Below are 16493 nucleotides of genomic sequence, written 5' to 3'. Positions count from 1 at the left end.
AAATTAATGACAAGAAAAAAGAAAGGTTCTAATAAAAAGGGTAAAAACTTGCCCGCAAAAGTTTTAGAAAAAAGATTAATCGATTTATTTAGCAAACAAGTTACAGCTCGTTTTGATGCCAAAACCATCATTCGAAAACTAAAAATATCCAACTCCAAAGATTCTGTTCAACATGCGATTGACCAATTGGTCGAAAAAGGAAAATTAGAAGCAACTAACAGAGGAAAATACAAATGGAATAAAGGAGCTACAGTTACCAAAAGAGCTAGAAAAAATGGTCAATTTGCCACGGGGCGAGTGGATGCAACTCGTAGTGGTTCGGCTTATATTATTTGTGAAGAATTGGAAGACAATGATATTTTTGTTCCTGCTCACAAGCTAATGGGTGCCTTACACGGTGATACTGTTGAAGTATCTTGGTACACTGCTCGAAAAGGGAAACCAGAAGGTGAAGTCGTTCAAATTATACAACGCAAATCAGAAAATTTCATTGGCACCTTGTCTTTGTCGGATAAGTTTGCCTTTGTGATTCCTGATAATCCCAATATGCAGACGGATATTTTTGTCCCGCTCAAACATCTGCCCAAAGAAGCAGAAGATGGCGCAAAAGTAGTGGTAACCATTACCAAATGGCATACTAGCAACAAAAATAATCCAGAAGGAAAGGTCACTACCTATTTTGGTACAGAAGGAGGCAACGATATTGAAATGAAGTCCATTTTGATTCAAAAAGGATTTAATTTGACGTTCCCACCAGAAGTATTAAAAGAAAATGCTGAAATTGATACCAAAATCACCGCTAGTGAAATTGCCAAGCGAAGAGATATGCGTGACATTACGACCTTCACCATTGACCCCGAAACGGCAAAAGATTTTGATGATGCTTTATCGATAGAGTATTTGGAAAATGGGAATTTTGAAATTGGAATTCACATTGCAGATGTAGGACATTATGTTCTACCTGGTTCTGAATTGGATAAAGAAGCTGCTCGAAGAACTACTTCGGTTTATTTGGTAGATCGAGTCTTACCGATGCTGCCCGAAAAACTCTCCAATGGGGTTTGTTCGCTACGCCCTGAAGAAGAAAAGCTAACCTTTTCTGCTGTTTTTGAAATGGATAAGCAAGGCGGCATCATCAATGAATGGTTTGGGAAAACGGTTATTTATTCTGATCGTCGTTTTACTTACGAAGAGGCACAAGAAGGCTTAGAAACGGGGGAAGGAGATTATGTCAAAGAATTACAGTTGCTCAATCGTATTGCCCACAAGCTACGCAATAAACGCTTCAAAAAAGGAGCGATCAATTTTGAATCACCAGAAGTTCGCTTCAAGTTGGATGAAAAGGGCGTTCCTATTGATGTGTATTTAAAGAGTCGAAAAGATGCGCATATGTTGGTCGAAGATTTTATGCTTCTTGCCAACAAACGAGTAGGTGCCTTAATGCACGGTTTGCACGAAAAATTAGGCTTTGTTTGGCCCATGGTTTATCGTATCCATGACGAACCCGATATGGAACGAGTGAATAATTTTGCTGATTTTGCAGGACAAATGGGTTACCCCTTGTCCATTGAGTCGCCCGAACAGGTCAAACCTGCATTTGGCAAGATGCTCAAAGCCGCAGAAGGAAAACCAGAATCGGATATTTTGCAACAACTGGCCATTCGAACCATGGCAAAAGCAGTTTATTCAACGGATAATATTGGGCATTATGGTTTAGGTTTTGCCACCTATTCTCATTTTACTTCTCCTATTCGACGTTATGCAGATGTATTAGGACATCGTATTTTATTCGACTATTTGAGTAATAATAATAAACGAATGAATCCTCAAAAGTTGGAAGAGTCCTGCAAGCATATTTCTAGAAAGGAAAGAGATGCGATGGAGGCAGAACGAGAATCGGTGAAATACAAACAAGCAGAATTTTTGGAGGCTCATTTGGGCGATATTTTTGAAGGAAGCATTTCTGGAATTACCGACCATGGTATTTATGTAACCATCAAAGCTAACTTCTGCGAAGGAATGATTCGCTATGATAAAATGTTTGATGATTTTGAACCTGACGAGCATCATTTTCACATCAAATCGCCATTTATAACGTACAAAATGGGAGATACAGTTTGGGTTCGCATCTTGGGAGCTAATAAATTTAAACGTCAAATAGACCTAGAATTGTTAGATCCTGAAGACAGTGACAACGAACCTCCTGCTAGAACTCAACTTATATCAAAAGAAGTGACCACAACTAAAGTAGTAACCGAAGAACCAACAAACGAAGCCCCCAAAACGCCAACTACCGCTCCAAAGGAAACGCCCACTAAACCAAAGGGCATCCAAAAAATTAAGGTAGTCCAAGAGCCTCAAAGGGGTAAAAAGGTCATAAAATCTAATTATATTGCTGATAACAAGGCTTATGAAGCGTTGCTACCTAAGGTAGAGCAAGCCTTTAACGAAAGCCATATTAAGATCATTGCCAAGCAAAAACGAGCAAAATGGAAATATGAACTATCTCCTTCTGCTCCTATTGGTGGTTCGGTTTTATTGCTGCATTTTAATCCTGCTGCTGCGCTCAACAAAGGCTATCGTGGGCAAAAATTGCTTTCGCAACATCCCTTCAAACCACAGGGAAGTACCAAGACGTTTTTCAAAACGTATTTCCCGAATCAAAAAATTTCAGAAGGTTATTTTTCTCCATTTCGTTCTATGGATGACAAACAACTTTCGAACAAAGATTTGGATTTAAGTTTGCCAATTTTTAAAGCCTTTATCAGCATTCTGAAACCTGAGAAAATAGTCTCTTTTTCGATTCCTATGATAGAGCTATTGCAAAAATATAACTTGCTTTCTAACTTAGAAGAAGAAGAAGTGACCGACCATACTCGTACAATCATTACTTCTAGAGGATTTTTAAACATAGAGGAACATAAAATACCAATCTATTTTGTTCCTAGACCTTCCTCTCGCCTCCTCAAAGCCTTAAAAACAGCGGCTTGGGATTGGGCATTTAAGATAGAGGAATAAGGTACAACTTGAATTTTTTAGTAGAATAGAGGTAGCAATTGTTAACAATTGCTACCTTTTTATTTTGTTAGCAGACAGATTTTTAAATGATTTATTTTGCTTTTACGATCCGATGAGTGCTAGAAGCAGACGCATTCGAAACCTTCACAAAATAAGTTCCAGCAGGATATTGATTGCCCAGCAAAATTTCTACAAATTGCGTTTTATCTTTTATAATCACTTCATATACTTTTCGGCCTGTATAGTCCAATACTTCTATGTTGCTAGGATAACTTGCCTCAAAGGGAAATTGAATCGTAAATATATCTTTAAAAGGATTAGGAGAAATCGTAACTACATCTACAGATTCGCAATAAGTCGCTATAATAGAGGAATAAGAAAGACTTCCATCTAAGTTGGTCATCACCAATCGATAATAAGCCATAGCAGGAAGGGGACTATCATCCACCCAACGATAAGTGGCTATATTATTTTGTACTTCTCTCGGTTCTGCACGACCTACTTCTTCAAAAGAAAAGCCATCTTTACTTCGTTCAATTCTAACATCATTGTTGCCATCTCGTTGTTCTATTTCCCAAGTCAATTCAACTTTGCTTTTTAAACATGCTGCGTTAAACTGGCGTACTTGAATCGGCAACAAATAAGTACAGCAATGTGTTATCAATAAATCTTCCATCACAATATCTACTCCATTACCTCCTGTTGAGTTACAATGAATCACAAAACGCATTCCTGGCGTTGTTGCTACAAAGTTAAAGGTGTATTGCTGATAAAAAGAAGTTAGGCTTACTGTACTTGTCGCCAATATATTTCCTGCATCATCAATCATATTAAAGGTGACATTGGTCGTTCCAAAGGACTGTCTAGACCAAAAGCTTACCTGTACCATAGAATCGACACAAAGCCCTGACACTGCTCTGTCATAAACATCAACATTGCCAATGCCATTCACGACATTAAACCAACCAAAACGAGTACCACTTAGAATATAAGCACTGTTATGATTACTGCTTCCTCCACCGTAAATAACGCCTGTATTAGCACCAGCAACAGGATTACTTTCAAAATCTTCAGAGAGTAAAACATCTGGGTTGGTACATTGACTATAGGCTGTACTACTCCATAAAAGAAAACATAAAAAAATTGATTGTTGTAACAAAACTGGGGATCTAAAAAAACAAAGTTTGTTTTTCATTGGTATTTTGTTTTATAAATTAATAGAATGGTTCATTTCTATGTTGTTATAACTACAATGAATTTAGTTATAAAGGAAAGGGAAAGAATCAGTAAATCATTCATTGCTTAGGGGGCATGAGATAAAAGTACTGATAGTCAACATTTAACTTCTTACAAAGATACAATTTACCTTTAGAAAAAGGCATTATCTTATTACATTCTCACTAGACATAACCAACTATCTATCAACACACAAGGATTATATCTTAATAAAGAAAAAAGTGTAACATGAGACTCCCTTTATTTTATCTTAAAAATCATATTGAAACAACAAATGCCTAGTTGTTTATCCTATTTCAAATCAACGATTTTGGTGAGGATGAACTGATTGTTGAACCGAATAAAACCGTTTATTTTCCAATGAAACAGGTCAAAAGAAATAGCCAAAATGCTCAATGTCTTTATAGCATTTTTGATGTACTAATTTCTGGCTTTTGGTCGTGTAATAATCTTTATAACACTTGCTATAGGTAGCATTCTGTTGAGGGATATTCGAAAAAGGAAGTCCAATACTGTTAAATATTCTTTGTGCATCTTGGGCATAGTTTTCATAACGCCCAATTCTATCCACCTGAACATCTATGGTAGTATTTGTAAAATAGTCCAATTGATTGTAATGAAAAAAAGGATCTGATGGACGGCAAGCATAATTTAATTCAATAAATTGCTCAAATCTTAGACGTTCTTGATCCAAACTTCTTCGATCCCATTTGGTTAGCAAGGAATACCAAGACAATAAGCGATCCCAAGGGTTTCTAACAAAACCAAAGGTGAAATAATGAGGATATTGTGCTAAAAAGCTACTTTCTGCTGTTTTTGCATTTCCATGTTGCGAAAGAATCTCGACCTTAGACCGAAGTTCATTTTTTAATAAATTAATGATAGAAGAACCTCCAGTTCTATGTACATGAATAAAAATCAATTGTACATCATGGGATATAATCATTGGTCTTATTTTTTAGCTAATGTTTCTGCGTTTTAAATTATCTTTATAGCAAACTGATCCATTAATACCGCCTCAAACTGTGCTTCATTTTTAATGGCAATCGTTTCCGTAACTCCCTGTTTGGTTATTTTAAATTGCTGGTCATTCAGAGTAATTCTCCCCTCTTTAGTTGGCAGAGAAACTACTCGCTTTTGCGTAAAATGTGAGGCTGGACTGCTTTGGTGAAAGGTACACATTTCTTGAAATTCCTGAAGGGCTCTTTTTTGAGGACTAAAAATATATTGTGGTACCAATTCTCCTTCAATTACTTCATTGACCCGCCAATAGTTTTCATCCAACCGATCAAATTTAAAACAGCCAACATCATCCAATAATTCCTCCTCAAAATTAATGCGTAATGGTTGAGACGAAAATTTGCCAAAACCAACATCTACGAGATAATGATCTCCGTCAAGGGCTACCATCAAGGCTAAGTGGTCGTACTCCTGCCCATAGCCACCTTTCCCATTATAAACCCGTCCAGAAACCATCCAAACATCAAAGCCAATTTCTTTGAGCAAGGAATAAAACAAGCCATTTAATTCATAACAAAATCCCCCTCTTTTATGCTCTACGATTTTGTTGTAAATTGCTGTAAGATCCAGTTCTATTACTCGGTTATAATGAATGTCTAGGTTTTCAAAAGGAACGTTTTTTAGATGGCATTGCTGCAACTCAAAAAGCAGTGCTTTATTAAGGACTAAATCCTTGTGATAATTGATTCTTTTTAAATAGCTCTTGAGGTTCATTTGTGCTTCTAATATTGGGTAAAAACTATACCTTAAGTAACGATAAATTATTTTTTATTCTTTACTAAGCTGATAAATAAATTCTTCAATTTCGGCTCCTCTAGCATTGGCAAATCCTTTGTCTTTGCCTATTTTTTTAAATCCAACTTTTTCAAGTACTCGCTGAGACCCATAATTATCAAACGCTACTCGACCATAAATAGGTCGTGTAGTTTCCAATGCTAAAAACTGTTGAACAGCCTTGGTTGTAAGCCCTTTCCCCCAAAACTCTTTGGCAATAGCATAGGTAATTTCAGCATCTCCTTCCATAACGTACTTAACGACAGAACCAACAGGTTTTCCTTCTACGACAATCGTTTGCATATGAATAGCATCCATCGTCATCAAACGTTTCCATTTTTCCATATAAGCAGCTTTGTCAAGGGGATCTTCTGGTGTAAAAGCAGCCATAAAATTAGCTTCATCATCGGTTTGATTAACAAAAAAAACGTCTAAATCTGATTCAATGGATGCTCGAAGTACTATTTCCATTATTATTAATTTTTGTAGGTTTATACAAACAATAGGTTACCCCCAACTCCATTGAAGTAATACTTCGTGGATTTTTTAGTTTTTCTTCGAAAACCATAAAAAATAACCTTGCATTAGATTGATTATCAATATTTTAATTTTTCTCGTTAACAAAAATACACCTTATTGATAATCAATCTAATGCGATTTTCCCACGAAGTAATGTTGAAGATAACCTATTGTAAAATTGGTTGGCTCTTGAAGGTAAACAATATACGATTAATTTACCTCAATTGAGCCATTTTTATTTTTTCCCATTAATCACTTCTACGGCCTTCTCTAACAATTCATCTCTTCCGTTCTGAACGCCTTCTACTGTTGGCCTAAGCTCAATATCAGGAATAATCCCAACTCGCTGGGTTTCTGTTTTATCAGGATAATATATTCCTATTCCACTAATCACTGTTCGAATTCCTCCTGGAAGGTAAAAAGGAGAAATATTGCCATCCGCTGCCGCAGTCGTTGACCCAATAACGGTTGCTTGGGGCGCTACCCTAAAAGCCATTGTAGTGTATTCTGCTTGGCTTTGCGTGGTTTCATTGATTAAGATCACTACTTTGCCTTTGTAATAATTTTTATTTTTGGTTCCGACGTTCAAACTTTCTGTATACGTAAACGTTCCTGGTGCACTTATACTACCATTTGAAAACCGAACAAAAGCTGTACTTTCAGGCATTAAATAGTTCCCTAAAGTAAACACCACAAATTCGGAAGGATAACATCTCAAATCAATAATCAAGCCTTTAGAATCTTTGATTTCACTAAAAATATTGGGCAAATAATTATTCTGTATGGAACCTAAATAAAGATAAGCAATGTCCTCATTGATCCATTTAAAACAAGTATCTCGCAGCTTATACCGTTCCAACATATTAAGTCCTCCAACAGAAACCGTTTTAACCGATTTGCGTTTTATTTCCCCTGCCCTCCTAAATTCAATATCTAGGATAGAATCATTGGTTCTCAATAACTTTCTGGCAATATTCCTTAACTGCGTAGGATAATTGGAGGCTGGCGTATATTTTAAGTGTTTTTTTACCAATTCCGTGACGGATTCTCCTTTAATTTTCACAATCTCATCCCCTACGATCAAGCCCGTTTCCTCCTTCCATCTCTCGTCAATATACCCCGTTACGAGTGCCTTATTTTCTACAAAAGTAAGTTTTACGGCAGGGCTATTTTGCCCCCAATAGGTCGCCAAAGCGCCTTCTTCGCTCCAAATATTAGCGTGGGTATCCTTGACCCGCCCAATTAACTCTAAAACCGCTAATTTATAGGCGAGTTCATCCTCTGCTTTGATAAACTTGGGAATAAACTCCGTTAAAACGTCTTTCCAATCTTCCTCTATTAAATTTTTATACGGAAAATAATATTGAATAACATTCCAGTATCGATACAAGGCTAATAGACGGTAACCCGCATCAGGATATTTGGGGAGATAATACCCCGTTTCGTGCCTAAAATCAGGATTTCCTACGCCTGGATTTAAGCCAATATAATAATGCCGTTCTGAGCGATTGGCCGCTTTTACTTTTACCAGCTCAGCCCTTAATTCTGGAGCAAGATTTGAGGAAGTGATCCAATCTAAATCGGGCTTTATTTTAAGATGGGGTTCTTTTGCTTTTAGGGTACTTCCAGGTTTAAACTTACCCAGTTTTTTAATCCATTTAGTGAGTTTTTTGTCTCGTTTACTACTGCTTTTAGAAGCGATGATTTGGGGCAAAATTCTAAATAATTCAGCATCCCAATTATAATCCCCTAAAGCAATCTTTGGATGATGGTATTTCAGAAAGCCCCAAATAAGTCCCAACTGCTTTAAATGTTCAATTTTTTGTTCGTCTAATTCAATAGTCGTGATCTTCGAGTCGCTGTTGAATTCGATATCTTTTTCAGCCTTAGCCAAATCTCTTAAAGGAGCTTTATCCAAGGTTTTTCCATCTATGGTTACGGTTAAATTGTCTACCCACATTTTGCCTTTTCCAACCAATAATCCCCCTACTACAATTTTTTTTGCAGCCCAAGGATCTAAGTCCAATTCAATCTCATACTTTTGCCAATCTGTGGTTCCCTTAATTCCTCGATCCTGCATATTATCAAAGGCAACTTTAGGATCAATTCTCATCCACAATCCAGCAAAGCCATCGCTTACATTTTCTGTTTTGACATAACCTGTCAATTTGATCTTCTTTCCTTTATAGATCGCAGGAATCTCATAAGCCCAAGCTTTAAAATCAGATTCTCCCCCTTCATACTCAATAAATGCAGCCTGATTTCCCTGTTGAGGGTCTGTTTTATCAAGTCCTAGTTTATAATCTCCTTTTCCAAAATTTTGCCAGCCTTTTGCCTGCTCTTTTTCTAGCAATTCAAAATCTAGATTTAGGCTTGGTCGTTCGTTCTTTTGTGCCAAAATTGCTCCTGCCCAAAAGCAAGTACACAGTAGAAACATTATTTTTTTCATACTTAATGATTAATTTGGTCTATTGATTTAAAAATGACTCAACTTCTCTAAATCAACGGTGTTAATTGGATAAAAAATAACTGGAAAAGGGTCTAGTAATTTATGTATTGCAGTATATACATTATCTCCCATAAAGTTATCACTAGCTTATAATGTTATTCCATATCCAATCAATACGCCAATGGAAAAAACGTGATTGCCCAAATCTGAGGTAGTTTGATTTTTCAAAAAAATATTATACCCATAACTAGCCTTAATGGTGAAAGAGATCGTATTTGCTTTATTGCTAAGTGATTTTGTTTTTAAAATCACTCCCCCAGGGATCAATAAGCCAACTTCTGGTCGTATGTATTGGTAATTTGTCTTTACTTCATCTAATACTGTATTATAAACTGCTCCTAACATTAAATAATTACAAGCAATGGAGCTATATGGTGGTAATCCAATTCCCAAATCAAAATAGATTTCATGCCCATTCATTATTGGAGCAAAAGCCATTTTGTATTTATAACCTGCCTCTACGGCCAACAAACCTCCCATATAAAAAGCTCCCCCACCTAAAGTCAAAAAAGAATTTTTCTCATAAGAATAACCAACCTGCCCTCCCAATAATAAGGATTTAAATATTCTATATTGGTTTATACTGTCTTGTTGTGCAAAACATTTTAGAGATAAGGAACAGAGTACCAGAATAAAAATAAATCTTTTCATAACAACTATTTTAGTAGTTTTATTCTTATAAGCCTTCATTAGTAACTCCATAAACAACCACCTCCATTCCAAGATATTCTGTCTCAAAAAGGGCTTTCATTCCATTTTTCTTAGCCACCTTAATTGAGTCCACATTATTTACCTCAATAATAGAAATTAATCGGTCGCTATTGATCTGTTTTAATCCAAACGCCTTCATTTGGATGGCAATTTCGGTTCCATAGCCTTTTCCCCAAAATTTTGGCAACAACGAATAAGCCACTTCATATTCTGTTTTCCCTTCTAACACTCTAGGTAAAATGCCTCCCATCCCAATAAACGCTCCGCTTGTTTTAAGCTCAACCGCCAAATGCCCCAATCCCTGTGTTTGGTATCGCTCCAATTGCATCATCACCCATTCTTTAGCCAAAACGGCTTTGTCTTTTGAAAGGTCCATTCCCAAAAAATGTAGCCGATCGTTGTTCTTAAAAAATTCTATCCAACTCGGAATATCATCTGAGGTTAACTTTCTAAATCGTAAACGCTTACTTTCTTGGTCAAAATAATTCATGCTTAAAACGTTTGATTGGTTAATATATTTGGTTCTTTGGCAACTCGTGTAGAACAGAAAACTATCTTGCTTGCTTACTGCTACTTTTGTTATAAGTCGTAAGTCGTATGTCCTGTATTTACAGGAACTAAGTATACGACTTACGACCTATAACTTTTTTCTAAACAATAGTTAAAAGCTTACCTTTCTTTAGCATTTACCACAGGGGTACTCCGTGAGCCTACAGATTGTCAAAGAATGCTACCTCTTTACAAATTCTATTAAGTCTACCTGAGGTTCAATTAGATCTGTTTTCAGGCAAACAATTTCACCTTCCTTATTAACAACAAATTTTAAAATAGCATCTTCTTTAAACTCTTTTGAATAAGCCCTAAAGGATTCATGCTCCCAATGCTCCAATTCCTCAGTATAACTACCTGCTTCAACCTGTAATTTATTGCCTTTTAAGTAAATTTTGATTGTTCCAAAACCTTCGTGCACATACTCGCCTTGATATGCATTGAGTTTAAGTTGAGGGCTTGTATTTTTGACTCGATCTGTTTCTGGATGCCGATAATAGACGGAGGATTCCCTTTCTAATAACTGATTCCAATCGTTTGTTTTTTTGCCGACCAATTGATCCAATAAAGCGAAGGTCATTCGAAAAGGAAAACTATTAGCGCTCATTCCCTCATTGGCAATCATCACCCATGAGATATTATCATCGGGCAATAAAACAATTATGCTTTGATGTCCCAAGTTATCGCCATGATGCAAAGCGACCTTATGCCCATAATAATCAAAAACAAACCACCCCAAGCCATATTGCAAACTCGAAAAACCAGCATAAGGCTCTTCATAGCCAACCGAAAAATGCCCCATTAGGTTATAATCTATCCACTCTTTAGGCAAAATGGAATCGTTCCCTTCTATCAAAAAATTGCACCATTTTTCTAAATCGTTTATGGTTGAAAACATATTGCCCATTCCCGATACCTCATACAAAGCTGCTCCATAATCCATGGCGATTTCTTTGCCATTTTGATAGCCCAATGATTTATTTTTATGATGGATAAATTGGTTTAAATCACAATGCGTTTGATTCATTTTTAGCGGATTCAACAGCTTGCGTTGAAGTAAGTGTTCCCATTTCTCTTGCTTGATTTGTTCTAATAAGTAAGCTGCTATAATATATTGATTGTTGCCATACTGAAACTGCGTTCTAAAACTAGTCGTTGGTTCCAAATATTTTAATTTTTTAAATACAGCTTCATTCGCATTTTCTTTTTCTTCCTCACTCAATAGATAATACGTAAAATCATACCTTGGAAATCCAAACCGATGCGTAAGTAAATCCATAAGGGTTACCTCTGAACGAATAAAATCATTCTTAAAAGCCAAGTCTGGAAGATAAGTTTTTAGTGGAGTATTAAAATCCAACTCCTTTACTGCTACCAATTGAGACAGTAATATACTATTAAATGCTTTGGTATTAGAACTGATGGGAAAGCAGGTTGAGTCGTTCAACAACGATTGTTTTTTAAGGGCATTATGCCCAAAAGCCGCAGCGTATATTCTTGCACCATCCTTCTGAATGGCTAAATAAGCTCCTGTGGTTTTTGTCTTTTGAAGCGTAATAAACCCCAAACTATCCACTAAATGTTTATTGATTTGAGCCTTTGCGAAATGAAAAGATCCCAAAAGCAAACTGACTAAAATTAGGTACTTCATTATTCTTAATAATACTCCGTTGATTTTTTAACGGAGCAATGTCTTAAATAAAATGGATGATAAGCAACTAAGCAAAACTAATGATTTACAGTAAAGATATAGCGTTTTCTAACCTTTTAAAAGAATAACTATTATCGTTCTATACTTTTACCCAAAATCGTAAACCACAACAGTTATTCCTTGGGCTAATAATCTATTTTTGATTATGGGTTCAATAGACTCCCATTTACCCCCCGCAAGCCCACAACCTATTCTAGGCATATGGACAGATGCATTTAATTTTTGGGCTTCCATTGCTAATTTTTCGAGGCATTGATCGACCGCTTCATAACGAATAGGCACTCCTTTAATGCTTTTTTTGATGCCCTCTTGCCCAATCATATTTGCAATATAAAGTGCCTCTTCTACCTGCACCAATTGGATGGCTCCCAAATCAAAATCATTATCCTTGCGCTCCTGATGCCATTTTCGATAAGCTTGTTCAGGGGCTTTCCATTTTTTAGAGATAGCGAGTACAAAACCTTTTCCCCATCCACCAATATCATTACAAATATGTGCTATGATCTTAATTCCCTCTGCTTGCGGAACAGTTGCATCTCCCCTTAGATATGTTATTTTCATTTCTATCCATTTTTTTTATAAATAGGGTTAGTCACCACAAAAATTAGGCATTAGACCCCATGAAATTTCACGAGATTAATGCCTAAAAATGAAACGATTAAAATCTAATTTTCTCTTTAGGATTTTCTAACCTTTGTTTCTTTATACATTACTCCGTTGAAAACCCGAACAGAGCTTGCGACCTCACGAACAGAGTGAGTAACAAGGCTCACGTAGTAACCACGCAGTAGCAGCGAAGCTAATCATATTCGATTATTATAGGAGTACTACGCATTTGATTATCAAAATGATGCAATTTCACCACTCAAAACAAAACAATGTTTTTTTATTTTTTTTAGTTCGCTTTGCTCATGAGAACAGTTGTAAAAAAGCAAAAAACTATCTCACGAATGTAACGAACCGACCTCAGGGAGCTCATAAGCGCTAGCGCACTAGCTAATTAACGGCGTATTATTTATAAAAACACAAAAGATTAAAAATAATTCCTAGCCCTTTGTTTTATTTTGATTGAAGTTGTTTTATTTGCTCCAAGTATTGATCTTCTTGACTCAGTTGATGAGCCTTTTGCAGATATTTAATGGCCTCTAAGTTGTTGTCTTGGGTTATAAAATACGTTGCCATTTTATGATAAACCTGAGGACTATTGGGGTAATACTCTACATTCAATTCAAAAATTGCTTTGGCTTTGGCTTCCTTTCCCATATCTAAGCTCATATCTCCCAACATATCCAACAATCCCTCCTCAAAAGGAGGCGTTTTATATCCAAAGTGCTTCAATAATTTTTTCTCTCGTTCTCGGATTAGTTGTACAATTTCAGCGATTGGAGTCTCAAAATCATTAAATTTAGGCGCATGTTCTAGCTGATACCAACTAAACATCGTCCTTAATCCATCATAAATAGAAATCAAGGGAACTGTTCCATGAATTTGATGGTCATAATATTTCCAATAAAACCTTAAGTCTGTTTTTTTCTGCTTTTCTATATGGTGTATCAGATCAAAGCTTGACCGTTCGGGGAGCGAAAACTCAGTAGTGTCCATCATTAAATTATACAGATTTAGATTGGCATTAAATCGACCAAAATCATTGGCAATGGAAACAAACAATGCTTTTCCTTCAAAGTCTTTCTGAGGCAATATTGCTTTGATCTCATTCAATAGTTTTTGATTGTCCCAATCCAGACTAGGATCAATTGCCAAATAATTCTCAAACCAATCACCATGCTTCATCCAAGTGTTAATGGCAAATAGACCGCCAAAAGAATGACCAATTAAAGTCCGATAAGGAGTTGTTTTGTACTTTTGATCAATATAAGGGATCAATTCTTCTCCTATAAATGCTATAAACTGATCGGCTTCCCCTGATTCACCTACTTGAAATCCTCTCCTTATTGCTACTTTAGAGGGGGTCAAATCTCTTGTTCTATGTTGATTATTGGCAATTCCAACAACAATCATTTCTGGGATATAAGCAGGGGATTGGTAACTCAAGATAGAAGCTATGCCACTAAGATGAACACTTCCGTCCAGTACATAAAGTACTGGATAATGCACCCCATTTTCAGGATTATAAGAATCGGGCAAATGTACCCAAAAGGCTCTATTTTCCAACAAAATAGTAGACTGGATGCTGTCTGCCAAACCAATATGGTATAGGTATCCCTCTTGGGCTTTCAAAAAGCTGGGAATCGTTAGAAAAAATACAAAGCACCAAAGAATAGGTTTAAAAATAGATTGCATAGTTCTAATTGAAATTTGAGTTTTGAAGTGAATTGAAGTTATACTATAAACGAATGGCTAACTTTTTAGTTCTTCTAAATCTTTTATCAATTCATCAATTTTTATATTTCTACTCTTCTTTGCCTTCTTAAATGAAACTTCTGCAACACCAAAGGCAATTAAGGTCATTAATGGCAGCAAGCCAAAAATAGTTAGGCTAGACCAATCCCAAGATTCAATACCAAATAACTCACCCATTGTTTTATTGGGATTTTTAAAGTATGTATAAATCAACATCGGAAATAAAATAATAGGCACACTACTGACCGAAAGCCTTTTGTTGAAATGATGGATTTTATCCAATTGGTGTTGTACCGACAACAAATAATCATAACAACTTGCCCCATAATCAATTTGTTTTAACGATTTAAGCTGTCTTTGACCCAAATAAAACCACAACAAACAAGGCAATGCACATACAATCCCCCAAAAAACACTATTATCGTTATCTAATACAATGTTAAATAAAAATAGAATTATTGCTAAAGGAATTAGCAACTGTACTTCTTTTTTGAACCCTTGTAGAATTTGCTCTACACTGTGTTTAGATTTTCGATGGTATAACTCATTGACTTTAGGAGCATATAGATTCCCTTCTTTAAAAAAACCTTCTTTCCAAATATCTTCAATTGATTTTTTGCTATCGTTCATTGGTTAATATTTTTTTTAGTCTCTTTTTGATTCGTTGAATTCGAACCCCAATATTATTGGTATTTGTACTAAGAATCTCTGCAATTTCTTTGTATGCCTTTCCCTCCAAATAAAGCAATATTACTGCTCGGTCTATCTCTGATAGTTGTTTGATGGCCCGATTTAATTGATTGAGTGCTTCATCAGAATAAGTCGGTTCTTCATCTATTTCGGTAGGAATCGGTAATGTAGCAACAGAAGTTTTATTCTTTTTGTCTTTCTTAAATAAGGTCAAACAGACATTCAAAGAAATTCGGTAAATCCAAGTTGACCATTCAGATTGCTGTTTAAAATTTGCTCTACTGCGCCAAATTTGTAGACAGACTTCTTGGTAATAGTCCTCAAAATCTTCTTGGGTATTGGTGTACGTTCGACATATTTTTATAATAATTGCCGAATAAGGGTCGATGTATAAGGTATAAAAATTGCTACTCACAAGTATTATTTTTCTTGTTTAGTGGCTAAGATTAAAAAATATTACACCCAAAGTTATTTTTTTTGTTGTGTTATTCGATTTTAAGTAAGTAACGAATACTTGCAATTTTAGCCAATATGTTTATATAAGCAAAAGAGATAAAGAACAGGCTATAAACATATAATACTCCACTAATTTTTCATCAAAAAACATAAAAAATTAGCGGAGCAATTAACATATTGACCCTTAAAATATTCTTTCTTTTAATACAAGACTTCTGCTTGGTTTTTATCCTGGTACATTGTCCAAAATTCCTCCGCCAATCGTTTAGGCGAATACTTTTCATCCATAGCCTGTATCCAACCACTTATCGTCAAAAGTCCGACATAAACCCCATCTTTCTTTAGCACTTGATGAAGTTGGCTTGCCAAACTTTTTAGCCCCGCCTTGCCTAAAGAAGCCGATGCGACCTCTGGGTTAGGGTAATGGCTTGCCATCCCTCCAGTTAATAAAATTGCCCCCTTACTCGATTTCAAATCTGTCAGCAAAAATTGCGTTGCCATCAAAGCATTTGCAACACTTATTTTAAAACCATTCGTCAACGTTTCTATCGTTTCTGATAAAATATGCCCCGTCCTAAAATCTACTGCATTGTATTGCAATATTGTTATGACTCCCATCTTTGATTGAAGCTTGGCTAAAGCATCTAGCATTTGACGAGAATTAGAAACATCTGCTACTTCAAATTCTGATCGAATCCCTAACTGAGCCAAATGATCTTGAAGCGTTTTTAGTTTTTCAGCCGTTCGACTAATCATCCCTATCGCAAACCCCTCCTTACCAAATTTTTCAGCAATACCTAAGCTCAAATTTTCACCCATTCCGATAATAATAATATTCTTGTTCATAATCTTATAATTAATATTGTTTTGCTATGTACAAGACAAAACACTTATAAAGTACTGTTTAAATTTAGGCCCTATAACAGCCTAATAGAGTCT

Annotated in this window: 14 protein-coding genes; 1 reads left to right on the top strand and 13 read right to left on the bottom strand. The window is 35.8% G+C overall.

The window, feature by feature from the left end:
* The first annotated feature begins 6 nt into the window (after window positions 1-6).
* Entirely contained in the window at window positions 7-3018 is a 3012-nt protein-coding gene (rnr, locus tag AsAng_RS04555) for a ribonuclease R (RefSeq protein ID WP_264791607.1), read from the top strand.
* A 91-nt stretch (window positions 3019-3109) separates the two neighbouring features.
* Here the strand turns inward: rnr and AsAng_RS04550 are convergent, their stop codons facing one another.
* From AsAng_RS04550 to AsAng_RS04490, 13 genes are all read right to left on the bottom strand, one after another.
* Window positions 3110-4213 carry a T9SS type A sorting domain-containing protein gene (locus AsAng_RS04550; RefSeq protein ID WP_264791606.1) on the bottom strand — a complete coding sequence of 368 codons (1104 nt, stop codon included), beginning with the start codon at window positions 4211-4213 and terminating at the stop codon, window positions 3110-3112.
* Between the two features lie 411 nt (window positions 4214-4624).
* Window positions 4625-5200: a sulfotransferase family protein gene (locus AsAng_RS04545; RefSeq protein WP_264791605.1), complete on the bottom strand. Its 576-nt coding sequence runs from the start codon at window positions 5198-5200 to the stop codon at window positions 4625-4627.
* A gap of 32 nt (window positions 5201-5232) precedes the next feature.
* A complete protein-coding gene (locus tag AsAng_RS04540; protein ID WP_264791604.1) occupies window positions 5233-5988 on the bottom strand; it encodes an arylamine N-acetyltransferase family protein in 756 nt (251 codons plus the stop codon).
* Window positions 5989-6042: 54 nt separating this feature from the next.
* Window positions 6043-6519, bottom strand: coding sequence for a GNAT family N-acetyltransferase (locus AsAng_RS04535; protein ID WP_264791603.1), 477 nt, complete (start codon window positions 6517-6519; stop codon window positions 6043-6045).
* 283 nt (window positions 6520-6802) lie between these two features.
* A complete protein-coding gene (locus AsAng_RS04530) occupies window positions 6803-9016 on the bottom strand; it encodes a S41 family peptidase (RefSeq protein ID WP_264791602.1) in 2214 nt (737 codons plus the stop codon).
* A gap of 147 nt (window positions 9017-9163) precedes the next feature.
* Complete coding sequence (locus AsAng_RS04525; protein WP_264791601.1) at window positions 9164-9727, bottom strand: hypothetical protein; 564 nt, start codon at window positions 9725-9727, stop codon at window positions 9164-9166.
* A 25-nt stretch (window positions 9728-9752) separates the two neighbouring features.
* Entirely contained in the window at window positions 9753-10277 is a 525-nt protein-coding gene (locus tag AsAng_RS04520) for a GNAT family N-acetyltransferase (protein WP_264791600.1), read from the bottom strand.
* A gap of 240 nt (window positions 10278-10517) precedes the next feature.
* Window positions 10518-11987, bottom strand: a complete 1470-nt coding sequence (locus AsAng_RS04515; RefSeq protein WP_264791599.1) for a serine hydrolase — start codon at window positions 11985-11987, stop codon at window positions 10518-10520.
* A 147-nt stretch (window positions 11988-12134) separates the two neighbouring features.
* On the bottom strand, window positions 12135-12608 hold the full coding sequence (locus AsAng_RS04510; RefSeq protein ID WP_264791598.1) for a macro domain-containing protein: 474 nt from the start codon (window positions 12606-12608) through the stop codon (window positions 12135-12137).
* A gap of 498 nt (window positions 12609-13106) precedes the next feature.
* Window positions 13107-14348 carry an alpha/beta hydrolase-fold protein gene (locus AsAng_RS04505; protein WP_264791597.1) on the bottom strand — a complete coding sequence of 414 codons (1242 nt, stop codon included), beginning with the start codon at window positions 14346-14348 and terminating at the stop codon, window positions 13107-13109.
* 57 nt (window positions 14349-14405) lie between these two features.
* Window positions 14406-15038: a hypothetical protein gene (locus AsAng_RS04500; RefSeq protein ID WP_264791596.1), complete on the bottom strand. Its 633-nt coding sequence runs from the start codon at window positions 15036-15038 to the stop codon at window positions 14406-14408.
* Window positions 15028-15513 carry an RNA polymerase sigma factor gene (locus AsAng_RS04495; protein ID WP_264791595.1) on the bottom strand — a complete coding sequence of 162 codons (486 nt, stop codon included), beginning with the start codon at window positions 15511-15513 and terminating at the stop codon, window positions 15028-15030. Before AsAng_RS04495 ends, AsAng_RS04500 begins: the two co-directional genes overlap by 11 nt.
* 242 nt (window positions 15514-15755) lie before the next feature.
* Window positions 15756-16400 (bottom strand): SDR family NAD(P)-dependent oxidoreductase, encoded by a 645-nt coding sequence (locus AsAng_RS04490; RefSeq protein ID WP_264791594.1) that lies wholly within the window; start codon window positions 16398-16400, stop codon window positions 15756-15758.
* Window positions 16401-16493 lie beyond the last annotated feature (93 nt).

Origin of the sequence: Aureispira anguillae (assembly GCF_026000115.1) — a bacterium.
Lineage (GTDB): Bacteria > Bacteroidota > Bacteroidia > Chitinophagales > Saprospiraceae > Aureispira > Aureispira anguillae.
The sequence above is the reverse complement of the archived record's forward strand: the minus strand, read 5'-3'. Positions and strand labels throughout refer to the sequence as shown.

What these genes read in the sequence shown, in the direction of transcription:
- AsAng_RS04515 (WP_264791599.1), bottom strand. Translation starts at nt 11,987, where the DNA reads ATGAAGTACCTAATTTTAGTCAGTTTGCTTTTGGGATCTTTTCATTTC.
- AsAng_RS04520 (WP_264791600.1), bottom strand. Translation starts at nt 10,277, where the DNA reads ATGAATTATTTTGACCAAGAAAGTAAGCGTTTACGATTTAGAAAGTTA.
- AsAng_RS04540 (WP_264791604.1), bottom strand. Translation starts at nt 5,988, where the DNA reads ATGAACCTCAAGAGCTATTTAAAAAGAATCAATTATCACAAGGATTTA.
- AsAng_RS04545 (WP_264791605.1), bottom strand. Translation starts at nt 5,200, where the DNA reads ATGATTATATCCCATGATGTACAATTGATTTTTATTCATGTACATAGA.
- rnr (WP_264791607.1), top strand. Translation starts at nt 7, where the DNA reads ATGACAAGAAAAAAGAAAGGTTCTAATAAAAAGGGTAAAAACTTGCCC.
- AsAng_RS04530 (WP_264791602.1), bottom strand. Translation starts at nt 9,016, where the DNA reads ATGAAAAAAATAATGTTTCTACTGTGTACTTGCTTTTGGGCAGGAGCA.
- AsAng_RS04535 (WP_264791603.1), bottom strand. Translation starts at nt 6,519, where the DNA reads ATGGAAATAGTACTTCGAGCATCCATTGAATCAGATTTAGACGTTTTT.
- AsAng_RS04500 (WP_264791596.1), bottom strand. Translation starts at nt 15,038, where the DNA reads ATGAACGATAGCAAAAAATCAATTGAAGATATTTGGAAAGAAGGTTTT.
- AsAng_RS04505 (WP_264791597.1), bottom strand. Translation starts at nt 14,348, where the DNA reads ATGCAATCTATTTTTAAACCTATTCTTTGGTGCTTTGTATTTTTTCTA.
- AsAng_RS04525 (WP_264791601.1), bottom strand. Translation starts at nt 9,727, where the DNA reads ATGAAAAGATTTATTTTTATTCTGGTACTCTGTTCCTTATCTCTAAAA.
- AsAng_RS04490 (WP_264791594.1), bottom strand. Translation starts at nt 16,400, where the DNA reads ATGAACAAGAATATTATTATTATCGGAATGGGTGAAAATTTGAGCTTA.
- AsAng_RS04510 (WP_264791598.1), bottom strand. Translation starts at nt 12,608, where the DNA reads ATGAAAATAACATATCTAAGGGGAGATGCAACTGTTCCGCAAGCAGAG.
- AsAng_RS04550 (WP_264791606.1), bottom strand. Translation starts at nt 4,213, where the DNA reads ATGAAAAACAAACTTTGTTTTTTTAGATCCCCAGTTTTGTTACAACAA.